Origin of the sequence: Paraburkholderia dipogonis, from assembly GCF_046027395.1 — a bacterium.
Lineage (GTDB): Bacteria > Pseudomonadota > Gammaproteobacteria > Burkholderiales > Burkholderiaceae > Paraburkholderia > Paraburkholderia dipogonis_A.
The window spans coordinates 60,632-84,531 of sequence record NZ_JAQQEG010000011.1; the positions used below are offsets into that span (position 1 = coordinate 60,632).

The 23,900-nt window shown below is 64.2% G+C and carries 14 protein-coding genes and 1 pseudogene; 9 read left to right on the forward strand and 6 right to left on the reverse strand.

What is annotated here, in order from left to right:
- Window positions 1-230: 230 nt before the first annotated feature.
- The 3 genes from tldD to PQR32_RS13125 form a co-directional block, all read right to left on the reverse strand.
- Window positions 231-1,697: a metalloprotease TldD gene (tldD, locus tag PQR32_RS13115; RefSeq protein ID WP_408226889.1), complete on the reverse strand. Its 1,467-nt coding sequence runs from the start codon at window positions 1,695-1,697 to the stop codon at window positions 231-233.
- 120 nt (window positions 1,698-1,817) lie between these two features.
- On the reverse strand, window positions 1,818-2,669 hold the full coding sequence (locus PQR32_RS13120) for a carbon-nitrogen hydrolase family protein (RefSeq protein ID WP_408226892.1): 852 nt from the start codon (window positions 2,667-2,669) through the stop codon (window positions 1,818-1,820).
- 126 nt (window positions 2,670-2,795) lie between these two features.
- On the reverse strand, window positions 2,796-6,980 hold the full coding sequence (locus tag PQR32_RS13125; RefSeq protein WP_408226895.1) for a YhdP family protein: 4,185 nt from the start codon (window positions 6,978-6,980) through the stop codon (window positions 2,796-2,798).
- Window positions 6,981-7,166: 186 nt separating this feature from the next.
- On the opposite strand from PQR32_RS13125, the gene glnE reads away from it, so the two are divergent.
- Window positions 7,167-9,959, forward strand: a complete 2,793-nt coding sequence (gene glnE, locus PQR32_RS13130) for a bifunctional [glutamate--ammonia ligase]-adenylyl-L-tyrosine phosphorylase/[glutamate--ammonia-ligase] adenylyltransferase (protein ID WP_408226898.1) — start codon at window positions 7,167-7,169, stop codon at window positions 9,957-9,959.
- Between the two features lie 188 nt (window positions 9,960-10,147).
- Here the strand turns inward: glnE and recN are convergent, their stop codons facing one another.
- Window positions 10,148-11,818 (reverse strand): DNA repair protein RecN, encoded by a 1,671-nt coding sequence (gene recN, locus PQR32_RS13135; protein WP_408226901.1) that lies wholly within the window; start codon window positions 11,816-11,818, stop codon window positions 10,148-10,150.
- 71 nt (window positions 11,819-11,889) lie between these two features.
- Window positions 11,890-12,792, reverse strand: a complete 903-nt coding sequence (locus PQR32_RS13140) for an NAD kinase (RefSeq protein WP_168792627.1) — start codon at window positions 12,790-12,792, stop codon at window positions 11,890-11,892.
- A gap of 330 nt (window positions 12,793-13,122) precedes the next feature.
- Here PQR32_RS13140 and hrcA point away from each other — a divergent pair, with 330 nt between their 5' ends.
- From hrcA to pabB, 8 genes and pseudogenes are all read left to right on the forward strand, one after another.
- Entirely contained in the window at window positions 13,123-14,142 is a 1,020-nt protein-coding gene (gene hrcA / locus PQR32_RS13145) for a heat-inducible transcriptional repressor HrcA (protein WP_106284494.1), read from the forward strand.
- 174 nt (window positions 14,143-14,316) lie between these two features.
- On the forward strand, window positions 14,317-15,387 hold the full coding sequence (gene hemH / locus PQR32_RS13150) for a ferrochelatase (RefSeq protein ID WP_132375998.1): 1,071 nt from the start codon (window positions 14,317-14,319) through the stop codon (window positions 15,385-15,387).
- A gap of 8 nt (window positions 15,388-15,395) precedes the next feature.
- Window positions 15,396-15,803, forward strand: coding sequence for an RNA-binding S4 domain-containing protein (locus tag PQR32_RS13155; protein WP_408226906.1), 408 nt, complete (start codon window positions 15,396-15,398; stop codon window positions 15,801-15,803).
- Between the two features lie 523 nt (window positions 15,804-16,326).
- The gene (grpE, locus tag PQR32_RS13160; protein WP_408226909.1) at window positions 16,327-16,911 is read left to right on the forward strand and encodes a nucleotide exchange factor GrpE; all 585 of its coding nucleotides are present in this window, start codon (window positions 16,327-16,329) and stop codon (window positions 16,909-16,911) included.
- A 111-nt stretch (window positions 16,912-17,022) separates the two neighbouring features.
- Window positions 17,023-17,271: pseudogene (locus PQR32_RS13165) on the forward strand (thioredoxin family protein); the annotation flags it as partial.
- A gap of 153 nt (window positions 17,272-17,424) precedes the next feature.
- Window positions 17,425-19,377 carry a molecular chaperone DnaK gene (gene dnaK / locus PQR32_RS13170; protein ID WP_408226915.1) on the forward strand — a complete coding sequence of 651 codons (1,953 nt, stop codon included), beginning with the start codon at window positions 17,425-17,427 and terminating at the stop codon, window positions 19,375-19,377.
- A gap of 280 nt (window positions 19,378-19,657) precedes the next feature.
- Window positions 19,658-20,797, forward strand: coding sequence for a molecular chaperone DnaJ (dnaJ, locus tag PQR32_RS13175; RefSeq protein WP_327630396.1), 1,140 nt, complete (start codon window positions 19,658-19,660; stop codon window positions 20,795-20,797).
- Between the two features lie 25 nt (window positions 20,798-20,822).
- Window positions 20,823-22,742, forward strand: a complete 1,920-nt coding sequence (gene pabB / locus PQR32_RS13180; protein ID WP_408226918.1) for an aminodeoxychorismate synthase component I — start codon at window positions 20,823-20,825, stop codon at window positions 22,740-22,742.
- 341 nt (window positions 22,743-23,083) lie between these two features.
- Here the strand turns inward: pabB and panB are convergent, their stop codons facing one another.
- On the reverse strand, window positions 23,084-23,899 hold the full coding sequence (gene panB / locus PQR32_RS13185; RefSeq protein ID WP_408226921.1) for a 3-methyl-2-oxobutanoate hydroxymethyltransferase: 816 nt from the start codon (window positions 23,897-23,899) through the stop codon (window positions 23,084-23,086).
- Between the last annotated feature and the right edge of the window lies 1 nt (window position 23,900).

The following is a 23,900-nucleotide window of genomic DNA, read 5'->3' on the forward strand; positions in this document are numbered from 1 at the left end:
ATTCTCGGTGTCCTGCGTGCACTAACACCCCTCTCGATCCGCCAGCGGTCTGAGATGCCAAAAAAAGTAAAAATAAAACTTGGCGGACATGACGAATGAGGTCGCAGGTCAAAAAGGGTGAGTGACTTTATACCCCGGGCAAGCGGCGCTTGCAAGCTGCAGGGTCCAAAAATGCGGGAAATCCGCATACTTCGCGTGATGCGTGCACGAAGTATGCGTTTTCCGCCAAATCAGGCCGTGCCGCCGACCGTCATCTTGTCGATGCGCAGCGTGGGCTGGCCAACGCCAACCGGTACGCTCTGGCCTTCCTTGCCGCACACGCCGACGCCCGAATCGAGCTTCATGTCGTTGCCGATCATGCTGACGAATTTGAGCGATTCCGGGCCGCTGCCGATCAGCGTCGCGCCCTTCACCGGGTACGTGACCTTGCCGTTTTCGATCATGTACGCCTCGGAAGCCGAGAACACGAACTTGCCGTTGGTGATGTCGACCTGGCCGCCGCCGAAGTTCACCGCATACAAACCGTTCTTCACGGAAGCGATGATTTCCTGCGGATCCTTGTCGCCGTTGAGCATGTACGTGTTGGTCATGCGCGGCATGGGCAGCGCCGCATACGACTCACGGCGCGCATTGCCCGTGACCGGCATCTTCATCAGACGCGCATTCAGCGTGTCCTGGATGTAGCCCTTCAGAATGCCGTCCTCGATCAGCGTCGTGCATTGCGTCGGATTGCCTTCGTCGTCGATATTGAGCGAGCCGCGGCGGTTCGGCAGCGTGCCGTCATCCACCACCGTGACGCCCTTGGCGGCGACCTGCTCGCCGATCCGCCCCGCGAATGCCGACGAACCCTTGCGGTTGAAGTCGCCTTCCAGGCCGTGGCCAATCGCTTCGTGCAGCAGCACGCCGGGCCAGCCCGGTCCCAGCACGACGGTCATCGCGCCGGCCGGAGCGGGGCGCGCGTCGAGGTTCACCAGCGCCGCGTGCACGGCGTCGTCGACATAGCCCGACAGCACTTCGTCCGTGAAATAGGCGTAGTCGAAACGGCCACCGCCGCCGCCGCTGCCGATTTCGCGGCGGCCGTTCTGCTCGGCGATCACCGTGACCGACACGCGCACCAGCGGACGAATATCGGCCGCGAAGCCGCCGTCGCTGCGCGCGACCAGCACCACGTCGTATTCACCGGCGAGGCCGGCCATGACCTGCTGGATGCGCGGATCGCGGCCACGCGCCATCTGTTCGACACGCTCGAGCAGTTTGACCTTGGCGGTGGCGTCGAGCGAATGCAGCGGATCGGCCGGCAGGTACAGATCGCGCCCGGCGATGCCGGTCAGCGACGACGCCACCTTGATCTTCTGCTTGCCGCCGCCCGCCTTGGCGATCGAACGGGTGGCGAGCGCCGCCTGGCGGATCGCTTCGGGCGACAGGTCGTCCGAATAGGCGAAAGCCGTGCGGTCGCCCGATACGGCGCGCACGCCGACGCCCTGGTCGATGCTGAAGCTGCCAGACTTCACGATGCCTTCTTCCAGACTCCACGCTTCGCTGCGCGTGTACTGGAAATACAGGTCCGCGTAGTCGATCTTGTGCGTGAAGATTTCGGCGAGCGTGCGGGTGAGCAGGGATTCGTCGAGACCGTAGGGCGTCAGGAGGATGTCCTTGGCGGTGGCGAGATTACGGATACCGGGTTCGATGATGTTCATGCGAAGTATGTTCTGCTCGATACGAAGGATTCGGTTAGCGTCTCTGTCACACACTATGTGAGTAGGAGACGCCGCAGTTTCAATGTCACGCGGATGGATTTATCAACTGGGTCAGAGGAGTCAACTGAGTACACGATGACGCCAGGCGGGCAGACTCTGTCGCACTTCGTCGATGCGCGCACGCTCGAGATTGCCGGCGACCACGCCCGCGCCTTCATCGCGCACCGCGACGATTTCGCCCCACGGGTCGATCAGCATGCTGTGGCCCCACGTACGGCGGCCGTTTTCATGCTTGCCGCCTTGCGCCGCGGCCAGCACGTAACACTGGTTTTCGACCGCCCGGGCGCGCAGCAGCATTTCCCAATGCGCGCGGCCGGTCGTGTAAGTGAACGCCGACGGCACCACGATCAGCGCGCAGTCACCCATGCGCCGGTACAGCTCCGGAAAGCGCAGATCGTAGCAGACCGACAGGCCGACGCGGCCGAACGGCGCCTCGAAGGTGCGGACCTCGCCGCCGGGACAGATGGTGCGCGCCTCGTCGAACGATTCCTCGCCCTTTTCGAAGTTGAACAGATGGATCTTGTCGTAGCGCGCCGCCTCGGTGCCCTGCGGGTCGAACACCAGTGTGGTGTTCAGCACGCGCGAGGCTTCGGACGACATCAACGGCAGCGTGCCGCCGATCACCCAGACCTGGTGGCGGCGCGCGGCGTCGGCAAGAAAGCGCTGGATCGGACCGTCCTGATAGGGTTCGCGCACGGCAAGCTTGTCCGTGTCCTTGAAACCCATGAAGCAGAAGTATTCAGGCAGCAGGACGAGTTGCGCGCCCTCGGCGGCGGCTTCGGCGATCAGGCGCCCGGCTTCGGCCAGATTGCGCTCGCGATCCGGCGTGCTCACCATTTGCAGCGCGGCGACACGAAAGGCGCTTTCCAGAGAACCGCTGGAGACGGTTGAAGAGACGTGTGTTTCGCTCATGAGCGTTTCGAAAAACTCCCGGCAAGGCGGCGGCGCGAACCACTGCGCCGCATACGTCGTTCAAGGCTGGCTGGGGCCTTGGTGCGGCACGGCGCCAGTCTGGCCCATAAAGGGCCGGATACAGGCTCAGTGCGCTTCCACGGTCGAAGCCGGAGCGTCCATCTTACCGCGATCGCTCTGCACCCGCTCAACGTGCGGTTTCGACCACGAACCGGTGATCGCGTAATCCCGCGCGAACGCGTGCGAGACGGTCTGGCTAAAGGCCACATCGGCCACCAGCGCGCCCAGCCCGAGCAACGGATTGATGACCGCCGCGGCGATCACGCCGGCGCCGGCGCTGATCGTCGGCACGACCCGCACGTGCAGATCCTGGGTCTCCTGAGCGAGATCGACCGAGCCCTTCATCTCAGCGCGCGCCGGCGCGGTTACCAACTCGAAGTTCTCGGTGCGGCCGATGCCGTTGTGAATCTGCGCCGTGCCGGTGACGTGTTCGAACGGCAGGCCTTCGCCGATCACGTCGCGGAAGTTCATCGTGGCGAAGCGCGCAAGGCTTTGCAGGCTGAGCACGCCCAGCAGCTTGGCGACGCCCGGATCGACCTTGAGAATCTGGCCATGACGCAGATCGACGGCCAGGTTGCCGTTGAAGGTCGGATAGTCGATCTTGGTCGGGCCGCCTTGCCACACCACCTTGCCCGAGAGCGAGCCGCTGCCCGCCTTGAGCGTGCGCGGCTGGCCGAAGCGCTCCAGCAGCGCGCCGGCGTCCTTGATGTCGAGCTTGAAATCGAACACGGTGCGGCGCGGCGTGGCTTCGTCGGCGCTGTTGCCGAGGCCGGTCGAGGTGCGCCAGTTCGCGGTGGCGGTCAGCGTGGCGGCGGGGTTGGTGATGTCGAGTTTATCGAGTTGCCAGACCGGCACGCCGTCTTCCTCGAAGTTGTGCGCGTCGACTTCGAGACGGCCGATGTTGCGGTCGCGCACGATCAGCTCGTTGACCACCAGATCGATGGACGGCATGTTTTGCGCCGGCGCCGACATTGCCTGGCCGAGCAGGTCCTTGTCGGTGGCCGATGGAATCACGACGCGGGCAAAGCGCGCCTGCAGCGTGCCCGGCGACTCTTTCGTCGCGCCCGGCAGCCACGACACGTGGCCCGACACCTGGTTCGAGGCAATGTTCGCCTGCCATGTGCGGTCCGTATGCGACGCGCCGACGATCACGCTGTCCCAGTGCCGTTTGAGCAGCGTCAGCGTGCCGATGTGCAGCGCGAAGCGGCTCGGCAGGAATTGCGCGACGGTCGGGTTCTGCACAGCCGGCGTCACCGCGGCGGCCGCTTCTTTACTGCGTATTTGCGTGATCAGCGCGCGCCACGCGTCCGCGTCGAATTCGTCCAGGTCGACGGCGGCGATCACCCCTTCGGACGGCAGGTCGGCTGGCTTGTTCACGCCGACCGCGCCGCGCACGACCGTCGGCGTCGTTTTCGGCTGATAGCGCAGCAGATAGGTGGCGGCGACCGGGCCGAAGGTGAGATCGGCGCGTTCTACTCCCGCTTCGCCCGGTGTGGCGGACGGCCTGACGGCGAAACGCAGCGGCATCGGCGTGCCGACCGGCTTGTTGAACGGCGCGGGGAAGTCGAGCGCGAGGCCGGTCAGATCGGAGTTCGCCGTCACTTCGGGCAGTTGTCCCTTGGCGCCGCGCACGTTGAGCGCGTAGGGCGCGCTGCCGCTCATGCGCGTCAGCACCTGAGCGGCCGGGCCATGCAGGTTGAGGCCGCGCGCCGCGTCGACGGCGATATGGCCGCCGAGGTCGAGCGCATAGGTGCCGTCCTTCTTCAATCCGCCGTTCGCATGCACGTCGCCGCCGAGGAATTGTCCGGAGAGCCGGTCCACCTGCGCCGTGTGCTCGGTGAAATGGACCTTGCCCTTCAGTTGCGACAGCGGCGGCACGTTCTCGACGCTCAAGCGGTTGTTCTGGAAGCCGACCGCGCCTTCCACGGCGATGTGCGGCTTCGGCGTACGCGGCACCGTCAGCTGAAGCGCGAGCGACGCGGGTCCTTCGGCGCGCACCTTCTCAGTTTCATGCTTCGCCATGATGCCGAGCGAACTGGCGTTCACGTAGTCGAGCATGTCGGCGAGCGGCCCGCGGCCATCGCCTTTGATGACGAGACTCGACGCCTTGGTGCCGAGGTCCTCGATCCTGCCGTTGACGCCGATCAGCGCGACCTGCTTGTAATGCGCCCGGTCGATGTCGAAGCGCAGCACGTTCTGCTTGAGCTCGAACACGCCGTCGATGCCATCGAGCGCCGGCCACACGTTCGGCGTGCCATTCCTCATCTTGCGCGGCGGGAAGGGCGTCGGATCGAACTTGCCGCCCTTGAACGGCGCAACGATATGGAACAGCCCGGCGCTCGGATCGCGCGAGTAGGGGAATTTGGTCAGGTCGCCATGCACCTCGATGGTCGCGCCGTGCGACATGCCGGCCTGCAAGCCATGGCCGAGATAGACGCGCAGCTTTTCGCTGATGCTGGTCGGCAGATAACGGACGATGCGCGTCACCTGCGCGCGCTGGAAGTCGGCTTTCAGATCGAGCGAGCCGCGTCCGTGGCCCGGATTGCTGTAATCGGCCGAGGCGGTGGCTGCGACGTCGGCGTTCGAGACGCCGAAATCGGCCAGCTTCACGGTGAAGGCCGGGCGGTTCTCACCCGGCGCCTTCGGCGCAATGGTCCAATCGACGCGGCCATGCAGATGGTCGAGCTTCAGGCGCGGATCGTCGAACACGCCCGGCAGCGTAATGGCGACATTGGAGGTGTTGAGCAGGGCGGTGCCGTGGGTCTCGTCGGCATCCACGTTGCCCCACAGATTCTCGATGCCGGGAATGCCCGCGCGCGGGTGATTCAGTGGCGTGAGCCCCGGCGGCGGTTCCTGAGCGGCGACGCTGATGCCCTGCAGATCGCCCTTGAAGCGATAGTGTTCGATCGGCTCGGCGCCGCTCGGTCGGCGGTCGCTGCCTGCTTCGCCGGACTCCGGTTTGCCGCGCTCGACTTCGATCACATAATTGGCGACCAGACCGCGTGGATTGAAGCGCACCAGACTGTTCAGGAGGCGCCGCGGCAGCGGCAACGCGCGGCTGAATTCGGCGAGGATGCCGAGGTCGACCCGATCGCCGCTCACGCTGACGAGCTGCCCGTGTTGCTGCGAGGCGGTCCGGTAACGTCCGTTCAGCGTGGTGAGCGCGAGCGTGCGGGTGAGCGGCGTGCCGTCGTCGAGCGGCGGCTGGCCGAGTTCGGCGTGCAGATTGGTCAGTTGCAGTCTGTAGTCGCCTTGGTCGGCTTCGAGGCGCCACGAGAAATTGGCGACCGGCACCAGCAGCTTCGGCTGGGTCGGACGCACCCGCAGGGCGACGTCGGTGCCGGCGAGTTGGCCGCCCGCCGACTTCATGCGCCCGTCGGCGAAGTCGATCCAGATGGCGTTGTCGATACGGCCGGCAAACGTCTCGATCGGGAAATTGACGTAGCGCGCGAGCGTCGGCAGATCGACCGGGCCGGTCGAGACGTACACCTGGCCGGTCCAGTTGATCGGCTTGCCGATCGCGGAGAGTGGCGCGTGTTTGAAGTGCGTGCGGAAATCGATCGGGCCGTGCAGGACCTGGCCGTCGGCGGGCGCCTGCAGCGCGAGGCGGTGATCGTAGCCGTCGTTGAGAATCGCGATGCGGATGTCGCGCAGCGCCAACTCCGGCGCGTCATGCTGCGCATCGCGCCAGCGCAGCGCGCCGCCGCGCACCACGATCGCCTGCTGACGCAGTAGCCAGGTCGACAGGGTGTCGTTGCCGCTATGGCGAGTCGGCACCGGCACGCCCGCCACTGAAAGCACGCCGTCGCTGCTGCGTGACACCAGCACGTCCGGCTGATCGACGATCAGGCTGGACAGCGCGGGATGAAACTGCCAGAGCGACCGCCACGAGAGCGTGGCGGTGGCGTGCGGGATCGTCAACGCGGCTTTGCCGTCGTGATCGCGGATGACGAGGTCGGTAACATCGAGGCCCGGCTGGAAGCTGCTCCAATGCGGCGCCAGTTTGCCGATGGTGAACTGCGCGTGCAGCTTTTCTGAGACGGCGGCTTCGATGCGCGGCCGGAACGAGTCGACGCGCGGCAGGACCACATAGCGCAAGCCGAGAAACAGAGCCATCGCAATGAAGTACAGGACCAGCGCGAGCGCGAGGACCACGTGCAAGGTCCGACGCAGCACGATGTGGTCGCTTCCGCTCACAGGCCGGACTTGCACAGTTTCGTGCGGGTCGGCGGATTCGTTTCGCTCGGACATGCTGCGGCGGGTGGGCGTATGGTAGTTTTGCGAATTAACGACGAAATGTAACACACGGGAAAGCGTAGGCGGACCTCCTGCAAACCCTGTCTGCATGCCGTCTCGCGACTTGCGCGAGGCCGCCGCAACCGTGTACTACCGCGAACTGAACCACGCTGATCAAGCAACGAGCGAGCCAGACCCTTGATGACTGACGCCACTCTCCTGAGTTCCAACTATTCACACTATGCGGCGCGCGCCGCGGCGGCCCGTCCGCAACTCGTGGCGCACGTGGCGGCGCTGGCGTCCGGGCCGCTCACGCGCGAGCGCATCGACGCGCGTTTCGACGCCTTGTGCGCCGAGGCGGCCGGCGCGGCCGATGCGCCGTTGAGTGAGGATGCACTCAAACGGGCCTTGCGCCAATTGCGCACCGAGGTCTTTTGCGCCGTGATGGAGCGTGATCTGGCCGGTGAGGCGGACGTCGCCGAAGTCACCGGCGCGATGACCGACCTGGCGGAGACGACTATCCAGCGCGCGCTCGCGGTCCTCTCCGTCGAACTCGAAACGCTGTACGGCGAGCCGCGTGGACCGCAAGGCGAGCGGCTCTCGCTCGGCGTGGTGGGCATGGGCAAACTTGGCGGGCGCGAACTGAACGTGTCGTCCGATATCGACTTGATCTTCATTTACGAAGAGGACGGCGAGACCGCCGGCGGCCAGCGTTCGCCGATCGCCACGCAGGACTTCTTCACGCGCCTCGGCAAGCGCCTGATCGGCGCCCTCGCCGAAGTGACCGGCGATGGTTATGTGTTCCGCGTCGATATGCGGCTGCGGCCGAACGGCGACTCGGGGCCGCTCGTGTGCAGTCTCGGCATGCTCGAAGAGTATTTCTACGTGCAAGGCCGCGAGTGGGAGCGCTATGCGTGGATCAAGGGGCGTCTCGTGTCCGAAGCCGCGAGCGATGCGGCGCAGCGGCTGCAGAAGCAGCTCGATGCGATCGTCACGCCGTTCGTCTATCGCCGCTATCTCGACTTCGGCGTGATCAGCGCGATTCGCGCGCTGCATCTGCAGATTCGCCAGGAGGCGCAGCGGCGTGCGTCGATGCGGCCCGACAAGGCCGACGACATCAAGCTCGGGCGGGGCGGCATCCGCGAAATCGAATTCAGCGCGCAGGTGTTCCAGTTGATCCGTGGCGGCCAGGACGCGGGCTTCCGCGTGCGGCCGACACTTGCCGTACTGCGTCACGCGGCTACGCATGGGCTGATCGACACGTCGGTGTGCGTGAAGCTGTCGCAGGCGTATCGCTTCCTGCGCGAACTGGAGCATCGGCTGCAATACCGCAACGATGCGCAGACCCATGCGATGCCGGTCGATCCCGAGGAACGCGCGGCGCTCGCTCATGCGATGGGTTGCGACGACTACGCCGCGCTGATGGCCAGGCTCGATGCGCATCGCGAATTCGTCGAACAGCAGTTCGATCAGATTTTCGCGGACAAGATAAGCGGCCGCGACGGCTGTGGCGCACCCGAAGACGGCGCCGGCGTGTGGGTCTGGAGCAGCGCGCTCGCCGACGACAGCGCCGACGAAGCCCTGCAGGCGCGCCTCGTCGAACTCGGCGTGGCCGAACCGGGCGAACTGCTCGCCCGGCTGCGCGCGGTGTGGCAGTCGTCGCGTTATGCGGGGCTGGCCGAGCGCAGCCGGCAACGTTTCGATATCGTCGCGCAACGGGCGCTTGAAGCCGCGCGTACGCTGGAGCCTGCCGAGCGGCGCGGCGATACGGTGGCGCGGTTCTTCGACCTGCTCGAAGCAGTGAGCCGACGCGGCGCGTATCTGGCGCTGCTCACCGAATATCCGCAGGCGTTGCATCGCGTGTTGTCGGTGCTCGGCGCTTCGCGCTGGGCGGCCGGCTACCTGATCCGCCATCCACAATTGCTCGACGAATTGCTGGACGACGAAGCAATCAACAGCCCGTTCGACTGGCCCGAATTCAAGCGCACGCTGCGCCTGCGTCTGGCCGCGGCGGACGGCGTCGAGCAGCAGATGGACCTGTTGCGCCATGCCCACCAGGCCGAGGTGTTTCGCATTCTGCTGATCGATCTGGCCGGCAAGCTGAGCGTCGAACATGTGAGCGACCGGCTGTCCGAACTCGCCGATGCCGTGCTCGACGTCACGCTCCAGGCCGTCTGGAACCAGTTGCCGAAACGCCATCGCGAGGTGCCGCGTTTCGCGGTGATCGCGTACGGCAAGCTGGGCGGCAAGGAACTGGGCTATGCGTCCGACCTCGACGTGATCTTCCTCTACGACGACCCCGACGACGCGGCAGCCGACGTCTACTCCACTTACACCCGCCGGCTGATCACCTGGCTCACGACTGCAACCGGCGCCGGAACCCTGTTCGACGTCGACTTGCGCCTGCGGCCGAACGGCGAGTCGGGCCTGCTCGTCACCGATCTGGACGCGTTCCGCCGTTACCAGCTGCGCGAGGGCGACGCGGCCAATACGGCGTGGGTATGGGAGCACCAGGCATTGAGCCGCGCGCGTTACTGCGCAGGCGATGCCGAGATCGGCGCGAAGTTCGAGGCTATCCGTGAACAGGTGCTGACCACGCCGCGCGAAGCGGCGCCGCTGATGAAGGAGATCGTCGAGATGCGGGCGCGCGTCGAAGCGGGGCATCCGAACCATACGGCGCTGTTCGATCTGAAGCACGATAGCGGCGGCATGGTGGATATCGAATTCACCGTGCAGTACTGGGTCCTGTTGCACGCGGCGAGCGATCCCGAGCTGATCCGCAATACCGGCAACATCGCGTTGCTGCGGGAAGTGTCGCGCTTCGGCCTGATGAGCGAGGCGGAAGCGGAGACAGTCGGTGCGGCGTATCGGACGTACCGCAAGTTGCAGCACCAGTTGCGGCTGGATGGGATGGAGAAGGCGCGAGTCGAGCCGGCGCTGGTGGCCACCGAGCGTGAAGCGGTGCTGCGGCTGTGGAAGCGGGTGTTTGGTTAAACGCGCGCGAGGGTTTCTCAAGCGGGGTCTGTTTGCCGGCGCTTCGAGCGGCGGCGTGAGCGAGGTCGCGGCCTTCAGTCTGCCAAGCGGGCGACGCGCCCGGCGACTTACCCTTAGCCGTCGCTTGTCGCCGCCAGTGCTCCGATCGCGAGTCGCAGATGGCGAGGGCATCCCCTGCCAACGAACAACTACGCCGCCAGCATTTCCTTCGCATGCTTGCGTGTGGTCGGCGTAATCTCCAACCCGCCGAGCATCCGCGCGACTTCCTCGACGCGGCTCGCCTTGTCGAGCGAGGTCACGCTGCTGACCGTGCCGCCTTTGCCATTGCCCGCTTTCGCCACCTGGAAATGATGGTCGCCGCGCGCGGCAACTTGCGGCAAGTGCGTCACGCACAGCACCTGGCGCTGTTCGCCGAGCTGATGCAAAAGCCGTCCGACCACTTCGGCGACGCCGCCGCCGATGCCCGTGTCTACTTCGTCGAAGATCAGCGTGGGTGTCGGGCTGGCGGCGCTGGCGATCACGGCGAGCGCGAGGCTGATCCGCGCCAGCTCCCCGCCCGAGGCGACCTTGGCAAGCGGCCGCAGCGGCACGCCGGCATGACCGGCGACGCGGAACTCGACCTGTTCGAGCCCATGCGCGCCGCCTTCGGGCAGCGGCACCAGCGCGACTTCGAAGCTGCCGCCTTTCATCGACAGTTCCTGCATGCCCGTGGTGACCGCCGCGCCCAGTGCCTTGCCGGCCTTGGCGCGCGCCTTCGAGAGTTTCTTCGCCTCGGTCAGGAAGTCTTCCTTGGCTTTAACTTCGGCGGCGTGCAGGCTGTCGAGGTCGGCGGCCGCGTCGAGCGCGGCCAGTTGCGCGCGACGCGCCTCGTGTTCCTCAGGCAGCGTTTCCGGCTTCAGACGGAACTTGCGCGCGGCCGAATGCAACGCGTCGAGACGCTTTTCGACCTGCGCGAGCCGGTCCGGATCGAGTTCGAGCTTTTGCGCGTAATGACTCAGCGAATAGGCCGCTTCCTGCAACTGGATTTCGGCCGGCTCGAGCGCGGCCAGCACGTCGTTCAAGGCCGGATCGATCTCCGCCAGATCGCGCACCTTCGAGACGATCGAGGACAGATGCGTGATCATCGCCTCGTCCGATTCTGACAGCGCGCCAAGTGCGCCTTGCACACCGTCGATCAGATTGGCCGAATGCGACAGCCGCCGGTGCTCGGCGTTGACCTCTTCCCACTCGCCCGGCTGCGGCGCGAGCTTGTCCAGTTCGGTGAGCTGCCAGGCGAGGCGCTCGCGTTCCAGTTGCAGTTCGCGGTCACGCGTTTGCGCGTGTTCGATCGCCTGAACCTTCTCGCGCCACGCGCGCCATGCCCGCGTGACGGTTGCCGCGATGTCGGACAGGCCGGCGTGGGTGTCGAACAATTCGCGCTGCGCGTCGGGGCGCATCAGCAACTGGTGCGCGTGCTGGCCATGAATGTCCACCAGCATTTCGCCGACCTCGCGCAACTGCGCGAGCGTCGCCGCGGTGCCGTTGATAAAGGCCCGCGAGCGGCCGTTGGCATCCACCACGCGCCGCAGCATCACCGTGCCGCCGTGATGGCCGTCGTCGCCGGTCGTGGCGAGCGCCTGCTCGTCGAGCCATTGCTCGACCTGCGCGTGGGTCTCGAACTCCGCGGTGATGTCGGCGCGGCTTTCGCCGGTGCGCACGACGTTCGCATCGGCGCGGGCGCCGAGCGCGAGCGCCAGCGCGTCGATCAGGATCGACTTGCCGGCACCGGTTTCGCCGGAGAAAACAGTAAAGCCGCTGTCGAATTCGAGATCGAGCGCGGCGACGATGACGAAGTCGCGTATCGAGAGGTGGCGAAGCATGGAGGTCGTCTGGTGAGCGTGATAGTCGGGTTTCGGCAGCGGCGGCGTTCGCGTTCCGGTGTTCTTGCCGCTCAGGGCTTGGGGTCTTCTTCGTGCGACGGGTATTCGTTCCAGTGCAGCTTCTTGCGCAGCGTGGCGAAGTAGCTGTAGCCGACGGGATGCAGCATCGGCACCGTATGACGCGAGCGGCGCACTTCGATCGTGTCGCTCAGTTCGAGCGACGTGAACGACTGCATGTCGAAATTGACGTTCACTTCGCGCCCCGAGACGATCTGGATGCTCACCTTCGAGTCGTCCGGCAGCACGATCGGCCGGTTCGACAGCGCGTGCGGCGCGATCGGCACCAGCACGATGCCCTGCAATTGCGGATGCAGAATCGGCCCTTGCGACGACAGCGCGTAAGCGGTCGAGCCAGTGGGCGTGGCCACGATCAGACCGTCCGAGCGCTGGTTGTACATGAAGCGGCCGTCTACCGAGACATGCAGTTCCGCCATGCCCGAAAAGCCGCTGCGGTTGACCACGACGTCGTTGAAGGCGAGCGCGTGATAGATCGGATTACCGCCGCGCATGATGCGCGCTTCGAGCAGCACGCGTTCTTCGCGCTCGAAATTGCCGGACAGCATTTGCGGCACGATCTCGCGCATGTCGGAGATCGGAATGTCTGTAATGAAGCCCAGCCGCCCGTGGTTGATGCCGATCAGCGGCGTGCGGTACGGCGCAAGCTGGCGGCCGATGCCTAGCATGGTGCCGTCACCGCCCAGCACCACGGCGACGTCGGCGCGCGCGCCGATCTCGGCGGGACGCAGCGCCGGATAGTCGGTGACGCCGATCTCGGCGGCGGTGTCGGCTTCGAACACGACCTCGAAGCCGCGCTTCGCGATGCACGAGGCGAGCGCGGTCAACGGCTCGGCGATGCCCGGCGTATTGTTGCGCCCGACGAGCGCGACGGTCTTGAACTGGCTGGTCACTTGCATGCCGGCATTACACCATAGGTAGGGCCTGAAAAGAACCGCAGACAGACCCGGTAGCGGGCCGGCGCGCGCGGGCCGTCAGCGCATCTCGCGATTATCGTTAGAATGGTGAAGCCTTGATGACATGTGCGCCGGTTAAAGTGCGGCGGGGTGCCGGCAAGCGGGCCGCCCAGAAGGTGGTCCGCAAGGTGGTCCGCAAAGCGCCGGGCGGAATGCCGGCTAGCAGGCCGGACCGAAGGCAATGCGCCACCTTGGCAAGTGGCGGCGCGTTCGTCAGGGATGGGCGCCCCTAGCGCTCGCGGTAGTCGTGCCATTGAGCTAAAATTTTCCGTCATGCTAGATCCTCGCGCACAAACCCTCCTCAAAACGCTGATCGAGCGCTACATCGCCGAAGGTCAGCCGGTCGGCTCGCGCACGTTGTCGCGCTATTCGGGCCTCGAACTGAGTCCCGCAACGATCCGCAACGTGATGTCCGACCTCGAGGACCTGGGGCTCGTGATCAGTCCGCATACTTCTGCGGGCCGCATTCCCACGCCGCGCGGCTACCGCCTGTTCGTGGACACCATGCTGACAGTGGAGTCCGCCGCGGACGAAGAAGCCGTGACGCGTACCGTCAAGACTACGCTGCAGGCAGGCGAGCCGCAGAAAATCGTCGCGGCGGCGGCCAGCGTGCTGTCCAACCTGTCCCAGTTCGCCGGCGTGGTGCTCACGCCGCGGCGCAGCCACGTGTTCAAGCAGATCGAGTTCATGCGTTTGTCCGACAAGCGCATTCTGCTGATCATCGTCACGCCGGAAGGCGATGTGCAGAACCGCATCATGGCGACCCAGCGCGATTTCTCGCCGTCGCAACTGGTCGAAGCGTCCAACTACATCAACGCCCACTTCGCCGGCCTTTCGTTCGACGACGTGCGCCGCCGCCTGCGCGAAGAAATCGACGAGCTGCGCGGCGACATGACCACGCTGATGCACGCCGCCGTCACGGCCAGCACGGACGAATCCGACACGGGCGAGACCGTACTGATTTCCGGCGAGCGCAACCTGCTCGAAGTAGCCGACCTTTCGTCGGACATGGCGCGCTTGCGCAAGCTGTTCGATGTGTTCGACCAAAAGACCAGTCTCCTTCAATTGCTCGACGTGTCGAGTCACGCGGCGGGTGTGCAGATTTTCATCGGCGGCGAGTCGAATCTCGTACCGATCGAGGAAATGAGCGTGGTCACCGCGCCGTACGAGGTGAATGGCAAGATCGTCGGCACGCTCGGCGTGATCGGGCCGACCCGCATGGCCTACAACCGCGTGATTCCGATTGTGGACATCACCGCGCGCCTGCTTTCCCTGACTCTCAGCCAGCAATAAACAGCTTCGACTCCTGGCCGCAGCGGTGCCTGCTGCAAATAATGCGTGACCGCGCGCGGCTTGCCAATTGGCCGAATGGCCAGGGGTGTCCGGCGGACCGGTGCATGAACCGCGCCGCTATAATGAATCCCACCTGAACCGACTCTCCGCCAAAACCGGTTACTTCTGCTGCCTATGCGCTTCGACCTCGAGCGGCCCTCACAGAACGCCACGTCACACCGTGTCGCCGTGCTGCTGATCAATCTCGGCACGCCCGACGCGCCGACGCCGCGCGCGGTCCGCCGCTATCTCGCGCAGTTTCTGTCCGATCCGCGCGTGGTCGAAATTCCGGCGCTGCTCTGGCAGATCATCCTGCGGCTGCTGATTTTGCCGGTTCGGGGCCGCGCCTCCGCCAAGAAGTACGCCGCGGTGTGGATGCCCGAAGGCTCGCCGCTGCGGGTCCACACGGAGAAGCAGGTGGAAGGCTTGCGCCATCTGCTGCAATTGAACGATTACACCGTGCTGGTCGATTACGCGATGCGCTACGGCACGCCGGGCATTCCGGCCATGCTGAACCAGCTCAAGCTGGCGGGCGCCGAGCGCGTGCTGCTGATGCCCATGTATCCGCAGTATTCGTCGTCGACCACCGCCACCGCATTCGACGACGCCTTTTCGGCGCTCAAGCGCATGCGCAATCAGCCGGAGATCCGCACGGTGCGCCAGTACGCCGATCATCCGGCCTACATTGCGGCGCTTGCCGCGCAGGTGCATCACTATTGGCATCAGCACGGCCGGCCGGATTTCGCCGCGGGCGACAAGCTGGTGCTGAGTTTTCACGGCGTGCCCAAGCGCACGCTGGATCTCGGCGACCCGTACCACGAGCAATGCCAGCAAACTGGCGCGCTGCTGATGCAGGCGCTCGAACTGACGCAGGTGGAATGCCGCATCACGTTCCAGTCGCGCTTCGGCAAGGCCGAATGGCTGCAGCCGTACACGGCGCCCACGCTAAAGGAACTGGGCGCGGCGGGTGTGCGGCGCGCCGATGTGTTCTGTCCGGGCTTTACGGCCGACTGCCTTGAAACCATCGAGGAAATCGGCATGGAAGTGCGCGACGAATTCCTCCACGCGGGCGGCAAGGATTTCCATCGGATTCCCTGCCTGAACGCTTCGCAAGCGTGGATTGCCGCGCTGGGCGAAATCGTCGCGCAGAATCTGCAGGGCTGGCCAGTGCAGGCGCTGCCGGTGCCGCATACGACGGGAGCTTGAACAGGCTCATGAATTACAGGATTTCAACTGAAGCAGGCGCGAAGCTGCGCATCGACAAATGGCTTTGGGCGGCGCGCTTCTTCAAGACGCGCTCGCTCGCGGCGGACGCCGTCGAAAAAGGGCATGTGCGCATTGGCGGCGCCAGCGTCAAGCCGGCTAAAGACGTGCGGGTCGGCGACCTGGTTGAGATCGAGATCGAGCGGATCGTGTGGCAGGTGGAAGTGCTGGGCGTGTGCGACGTGCGCGGCCCGGCGAGCGTCGCGCAGACGCTTTACGCGGAAACCGAAGCGAGCAAGGTGAAGCGGCAGGTCGAACAGGAGCGGCGCAAGACGTATCGCGAGCCGGCGGCCGCGTTGCACGGCCGGCCGACCAAACGCGACAGGCGCACTATCGACAAACTTTCAGGTGGGGGTTGAACAGCTGTTCCATGGTCGCGTGCACACCGCCGTATTCGGTAGTGTGGTCGTTGACAGCCCCGGACATGCAGATGGTCGTGGTGCCCGCAATCAGAACCAATGCGACCACCGAGATTGCAAAGGTCAGTTTCACGGTACTCCCCTCGGGAAGGTTCAGGATAAAGACGGGCGAATCGGGTGGAAATTGCAATATGTCGGAAAGGTTTACGTCAGATTAGGGTTAACGCGTCTTTTCCGATGCTTTAATGGAGCATAGGCCAGTTGTCGGCCGCACTCAATCTCAATCTGATTGCGCAGCAAAAATGGTTGTAACCGGGCATTTCTGCCGCACGTCCGTGGTACGAAAAGATCCGGGAGAACCGCTTGAAATGGTTGTTCCCGGCCTCATCTGCCGTTCTGATTTGCGGTGACTCGCGAAGTTGTCTGTCGCGATTTTGCAACGCACAAACCGCGCCAGGTTTGATGCGCTGCCTGCCACCGTGGCTTTTACCTCGCTTTCACCCATTTAACGACTTTCAGCGACATGGAAAACACGCAAGAGAACCCGACGAGCCAGAATCCCACGCCCGCCGACGAAACCGCGCGCCAGGCCGCCGAGGCCGCGGCACCTCAGCAGGAAGCGGCGGCCAACGCCGCGACCGACTCGCCGGCCAACGCCGAGCAAGCGGCCTTGGCCGAAGCTGAAGCGAAAATCGCCGAGTTGCAGGAAAGCTTCCTGCGGGCCAAGGCTGAAACCGAAAACGTCCGCCGCCGCGCTCAGGAAGACGTCGCCAAGGCGCACAAGTTTGCGATCGAGAGTTTCGCCGAGCATCTGCTGCCGGTGATCGACAGCCTCGAGGCAGCCGTTACCCACTCGTCCGACGATCTGCAGAAGGTGCGCGAAGGCGTCGAACTCACGCTGCGCCAGCTCACCGGCGCGCTGGAAAAGGGCCGCGTTGTCGCCCTGAATCCGATTGGCGAGAAGTTCGACCCACACCGCCATCAGGCCATTTCCATGGTGCCGGCCGAGCAGGAGCCGAACACGGTGGTGGCCGTGCTGCAAAAGGGCTTCGTGATCGCCGATCGGGTGCTGCGTCCGGCACTCGTGACCGTCGCCGCACCGAAGTAAACGCCAGAAGGCTTGGTAAGCCGTTTCGTCCGGCAGGCAGCGTCACGACCAGCTTTCCCATCGACGCCACCGCGTTCGGCGTCTTCGATATGCGGGAACTCAGCGTCGAGTCATTCGATGCCGGGCGAGCATCGCGAACTGGTCCGGCGGGTCATGCTGCACGGCGTGCCCACATGGTTCTTCTTTTACCGCGGCAAGCGGCTCGGCCGGGCTACCGGCTGGCACGGCCTTAGGCAGTGTCAGGCTGCGGTCACGGCCGCACGGGAGAGGATTTGGGCAGGCAATGCGGCCAAAGCGGTCAACGCCGCGAGCGTCCCGCAGGCTAATGGAACAAATTTGGGTAAAAGTTCGCCCGATTGAAAAAAATTAAAGACCGCATCGCAAAAGAGGTCTTGAAAACGATGCGGACGCACTTATGTTGAGTGCAGGTAGGAATTGAGAGCGGATCGCCTTACCGCCAGCTGGGCAAACAAGGCGCTTCCCGCAGCGATCAAAGTTAGGAGATTAGTAAAAATGGGCAAAATCATCGGCATCGACCTCGGCACGACCAACTCGTGCGTGGCGATCATGGAAGGCAATTCGGTCAAGGTGATCGAGAACTCGGAAGGCGCGCGCACCACGCCGTCGATCATCGCTTATATGGAAGACGGCGAGATTCTCGTCGGCGCACCTGCGAAGCGTCAGTCGGTCACGAACCCGAAGAACACGCTGTACGCGGTCAAGCGCCTGATCGGCCGCCGCTTCGAAGAAAAAGAAGTGCAGAAAGACATCGCGCTGATGCCGTACAAGATCATGAAAGCCGACAACGGCGACGCATGGATCGAAGTGCGCGACCAGAAGCTCGCGCCGCCGCAAATCTCGGCGGAAACGCTGCGCAAGATGAAGAAGACCGCTGAAGACTACCTCGGCGAGCCGGTCACGGAAGCCGTGATCACGGTTCCCGCGTACTTCAACGACAGCCAGCGTCAGGCTACCAAAGATGCAGGCCGCATCGCCGGTCTGGAAGTGAAGCGGATCATCAACGAACCGACCGCAGCCGCTCTGGCCTTCGGTCTGGATAAGGCTGAAAAGGGCGACCGCAAGATCGCGGTGTATGACCTGGGCGGCGGTACGTTTGACGTGTCGATCATCGAAATCGCTGACGTCGACGGCGAGATGCAATTCGAAGTGCTCTCCACGAACGGCGATACGTTCCTGGGCGGTGAAGACTTCGACCAGCGCATCATCGACTACATCATCGGCGAGTTCAAGAAGGAACAAGGCGTCGATCTGTCGAAAGACGTGCTCGCGCTGCAACGCCTGAAGGAATCGGCTGAAAAGGCCAAGATCGAACTGTCGTCGAGCCAGCAAACCGAAATCAACCTGCCGTACATCACGGCCGACGCGTCGGGTCCGAAGCACTTGAACCTGAAAATCACGCGCGCCAAGCTGGAAGCGCTGGTTGAAGAACTGATCGAACGCACGATCGAACCGTGCCGCACGGCGATCAAGGACGCAGGCGTGAAAGTCGGCGAAATCGACGACGTGATTCTGGTCGGCGGTATGACCCGCATGCCGAAGGTGCAGGAAAAGGTCAAGGAGTTCTTTGGCAAGGATCCGCGCCGTGACGTGAACCCGGACGAAGCCGTGGCCGTGGGCGCCGCGATCCAAGGCCAGGTGTTGTCCGGTGACCGCAAGGACGTTCTGCTGCTCGACGTGACCCCGCTGTCGCTCGGCATCGAAACGCTCGGCGGCGTGATGACGAAGATGATCAACAAGAACACCACGATCCCGACCAAGCACGCACAGGTCTACTCGACGGCTGACGACAACCAGGGCGCCGTGACGATCAAGGTGTTCCAGGGCGAACGCGAAATGGCAGCGGGCAACAAGCTGCTGGGCGAGTTCAACCTGGAAGGCATTCCGCCGGCACCGCGCGGCACGCCGCAGATCGAGGTGAGCTTCGATATCGACGCGAACGGCATTCTGCACGTCGGCGCGAAAGACAAGGCGACCGGCAAGGAAAACCGCATCACGATCAAGGCGAACTCGGGTCTGTCCGAAGCCGAAATCGAGAAGATGGTGAAGGACGCCGAAGCGAACGCGGAAGAAGATCACAAGCTGCGTGAACTGGCCGATGCCCGCAACCAGGGCGACGCGCTGGTCCACAGCACGAAGAAGGCGCTCACCGAATACGGCGACAAGCTGGAAGCTTCCGAGAAGGAAAAGATCGAAGCCGCGCTGAAGGACCTCGAAGAAACGCTGAAGAGCGGTTCGAGCGACAAGGCCGCGATCGAAGCCAAGATCGAAGTGGTCGCAACCGCCTCGCAGAAGATGGGCGAGAAGATGTACGCCGACATGCAGGCCGCGCAAGGTGCGGAAGCAGCGGCAGCGGGCGCGGCAGGCGCGGGTGCAACGGCCGGTGGCGCGAGCCAGCAGCAGGACGACGTGGTCGACGCCGAGTTCAAGGAAGTCAAGAAAGACTAAAGCCAGGTCGCATTCCGACCGTAAAGCCGCACACAGCCTTGTGTGCGGCCTGGCTGCACCAGAGACTGCGCCTACTTTGTCTGACGGTAGGACTGCAGAAACGTGCAAGAGCGGTTATCACGCCTGGCGAGCCTTTTAGGCTCTCCGGGCACATTTGTTTTATGGAGGGCGTTGTTTTGAGCCGCATTCAGGCGGCACGAAACGGCGGCCGGACGAGTCGTGAGACTCCAGCATTCAAGAGGAGCCACCGTGCGCATTGCGCGAGTGGCGTTGAACCGATATGGCGAAACGGGATTACTACGAGGTTCTGGGCGTCGCAAAGAACGCGAGCGACGACGAAATCAAGAAGGCTTATCGCAAGCTGGCGATGAAGCACCACCCCGACCGCAATCCGGGCAACAAGGATGCGGAAGAGCATTTCAAAGAGGTGAAGGAAGCCTATGAAATGCTGTCGGACTCGCAAAAGCGTGCCGCGTACGATCAGTACGGCCACGCGGGCGTCGATCCGAACATGGGCGGTGCCGGGGCGCAAGGCTTCGGCGGGTTTGCCGATGCATTCGGCGATATTTTCGGCGACATCTTCGGCCAGGCGGCCGGTGGCGCCGCACGCGGCGGCGGACGCGCCGGCCCGCAGGTGTATCGCGGCGCTGATCTGCGCTACAGCATGGAAATCACGCTGGAACAGGCCGCACACGGCTACGACACGCAGATTCGCGTGCCGAGCTGGGTCTCGTGCGAAGTCTGTCACGGTTCGGGCGCCAAGCCCGGCACCAAGCCGGAAACCTGCCCGACCTGTAGCGGTTCGGGTTCGGTGCGGATGTCGCAAGGCTTTTTCAGCATTCAGCAAACCTGCCCGAAGTGCCACGGCACCGGCACCTACATTCCTGACCCGTGCGGCCACTGCCACGGCGCGGGCAAGGTGAAGGAAACCAAGACGCTGGAAGTGAAGATCCCGGCAGGTATCGACGACGGCATGCGTATCCGTTCCGCCGGCAACGGCGAGCCGGGTATCAACGGCGGGCCGTCGGGCGATCTGTACGTCGAGATTCACATCAAGCAGCACTCGGTATTCGAGCGCGACGGCGACGATCTGCATTGCCAGATGCCGATTCCGTTCACCACCGCGGCGCTCGGCGGCGAAATCGAAGTGCCGACCCTCGCGGGCCGCGCCAGCTTCACCGTGCCGGAAGGCACGCAGTCGGGCAAGACATTCCGTCTGCGTGGCAAGGGCATCAAGGGGCTGCGTTCGAGCATTGCCGGCGATCTGTACGTGCACGTGCAAGTCGAAACGCCGGTCAAGCTCACCGAGCCGCAACGCGATCTGCTCAAGCAGTTCGAAAAGGCGCTGGTTGAAGGCGGCTCCCGGCACAGCCCGCAAAGCAAGAGCTGGTTCGACCGGGTGAAGAGTTTCTTCGATTAATGGCAGTTTGAAGTTGGCGGTAGGTATGACGGCAGATGAGCGCGACGCGGTGTTCGCGTTGCTCGACGATTGCGACGCGACGGCGGCGCGCCGTTCGAGTCGTCTGTACACGGGTTTTGTGCATGAACGGGTGTGTGCGGATGCCGCGCAGCTCGAAGCCGTGTGCGAGACCGTGGCCGCGCAGACGCAGCGAGGTTTGCATGCCGTCGTGCTCGCCGACTATGAGTTCGGCCGGAATCTTCTCGACGGAGAAGCACACCGGTCTCTGAAGACGCAGCGTGGCGATGCCACGCTGCGTTTTTTATTGTTCGAACGTTGCGAGAAGCTTGCTCGCGAAGAGGTCGAAGCGTGGCTCATGGCGCGCGATGAAGCCGCGGCCGAGCCATCGGTGGCGGGTACGGCCAACGTGCGCGCGAGCGTCGACCCGGCGCAGTTCAACGCGGCGATCGATGCGATTCACTCGGCCCTGCGCGCGGGCGATTCCTATCAGGTCAACTACACGTATCGGCTCGGCTTCGATGTATTCGGCTCGCCGACCGCGCTGTATCGGCGGTTGAGGGCGCGTCAGCCGGTGCCGTATGGCGCACTGATCGCGTTGCCGGACGAACAGTGGGTGCTGTCCTGCTCCCCGGAGCTCTTCATCGAGAAGCAAGGCGCGACATTGCGTGCGCGGCCGATGAAAGGCACAGCGGCGCGCTCGGACGACCCGGCGACGGACCGGCGCGCTGCCGAATTCCTCGGCAACGATCCGAAGAACCGCGCCGAAAACGTGATGATCGTCGACCTGTTGCGCAATGATCTGTCGCGAGTGGCGCAAACGGGTTCGGTCAAGGTGCCGGCGCTGTTCTCGGTCGAGCCGTATGCGTCGGTGTGGCAAATGACCTCGACGGTGGAGGCGGCGCTAAAGCCCGCCACGTCGTTCGCCCAGACGTTGCGCGCGTTGTTTCCCTGCGGCTCGATCACCGGCGCGCCGAAGCATCGCACGATGCAGTTGATCGAAGAACTCGAGAGCACGCCACGCGGGCTCTATACCGGCGCGATTGGTTGGCTGGACGCGCCTTCAACGGCTGCTGACACCGCCGACGCGACCATGCGCGATGCAAAGCAGACCGACTGCGGCGACTTCTGCCTGTCCGTCGCGATCCGCACACTGACGTTGAGCCGGTCGACGCAAACTGGCCAACTGGAAGGCAAGATGGGCGTCGGCGCGGGCATCGTGCTCGACAGCATCGCCGTCGACGAATACGCGGAGTGCCAATTGAAGGCCAGCTTCCTGACCGGCGCCGAGCCAGGTTTCGAGCTATTCGAAACGATGTATGCGACACGCGAAGAGGGCGTGCGGCATCTGTCGCGCCATCTCGCACGACTGTCATCGAGCGCCGCGACGCTCGGCTTCAAACTCGACGACGCAAACGCCATTAGCGCAGAGATCGCGGCGAAGTGTGCGTCGCTGCCCGCGCACACGCCGCATCGCATGCGGCTTGCGTTGAGCAAAAGCGGCACGATCCAGATCACTGCCGCGGTGTTGATGCCACTAGGCGAGTCGACCGTCGGTGTGCTGCTTGGACCCGATCACGCTTTCCCGGCAGCCAACGCCGCGGACCCGCTGCTACGCCACAAAACCACTCACCGGGCCGAATACGATCGCGGCTGGCGCGAAGCCGAAGCGAAGGGCGCATTCGATACGCTGTTCTTCAACGCGCAAGGCGAGTTGACCGAAGGCGGCCGCTCGAATGTGTTTGTGAAGTTGGCTGGACGCTGGTGGACACCGCCGCTTGTGTCGGGCGTGCTGCCCGGCGTGATGCGCAGTGTTTTGCTTGAGGACGACGCGTCGGATTTGCTGGCGGGCGAACGTGTACTGACCCGGACCGATCTGCGAAACGCCGAAGCGCTAATGGTGTGCAATGCACTGCGAGGCGCAGTGCCGGCGCGGATTGTGGACTGAGAGAGGCGGGAGAGCAACCGCTAGCGGTAGCAGACAACGCGGTCCGGGCCCACTGCCCGAGCTTCAGCCGTGAAGAACACGCAGCAAGCGGGACATCCAACCGCTCAACCGCGCATGCCAGGCGGATTCCCGCGCGTCATGCGGCAGGATGGCGTGGTCGCGGATTCCCGCTACATCGATCAGGCAAAATGGGCTCATGCTGGTCTCTCCTCGGCTCGCGGCCAAGCCGCATCAACAGGAAGACGAAGATAGACAACCGGCATTGCATACGATATTGGATCGGTCTCAAAACGAGCGCGAAAATATCCGTTTTGTCCGATCCGATTTCGGTCGCTGGAAACTCAGAACGTGTGCTCCGGCCCAGGAAACGAACCATCCTTTACCGCAGCCACATACGCTTCCACGGCCGCCAGAATACTCGGCTGCCCTTGCATGAAATCCTTCACAAAGCGCGGCCGTTTGCCGGGGAAAATTCCGAGCATGTCGTGCAGTACGAGCACCTGACCCGAGCAATCCACGCCCGCGCCGATACCGATCGTCGGAATGCGCAACTGCTTCGTCACGTCGCTTGCGAGCAGCGTCGGAATCGCTTCGATCACGATCAATTGCGCGCCGGCCTGTTGCACGGCGAGCGAGTCGCGCATCAACTGCGTCGCGCCCGCCTCGGTTTTGCCTTGCACCTTGAAGCCGCCGAACGCATGCACGGACTGCGGCGTCAGGCCGACGTGCGCGCAGACGGGAATGGAGCGCTCCACCAGAAAGCGCACCGTGTCCGCGAGCCATTCGCCGCCCTCGAGCTTCACCATCTGCGCACCGGCCCGCATCAACTCCACCGAGCTTCTGAAGGCGTCTTCCGGCGTGCCGTAGGTGCCGAATGGCAAGTCGGCCACGATCAGCGCCGCGGGCCGCGCGCGCGCCACACTAGCCGTGTGGTACGCGATGTCGGCGAGCGCCACGGGCAGCGTGGTCGTCTGTCCTTGCAGCACATTGCCGAGTGAATCGCCGATCAACAGCACGTCGACACCCGCGCGATCCAGCAGTGCGGCGAAGCTCGCGTCATAGCAGGTGAGCATGGCGATTTTTTCGCCGGCATCGCGCATTGCCTGCAGTTTCGGCACGGTGATGGCGTTCCGGCTCGCTTCCTGCAAATAGGTCATG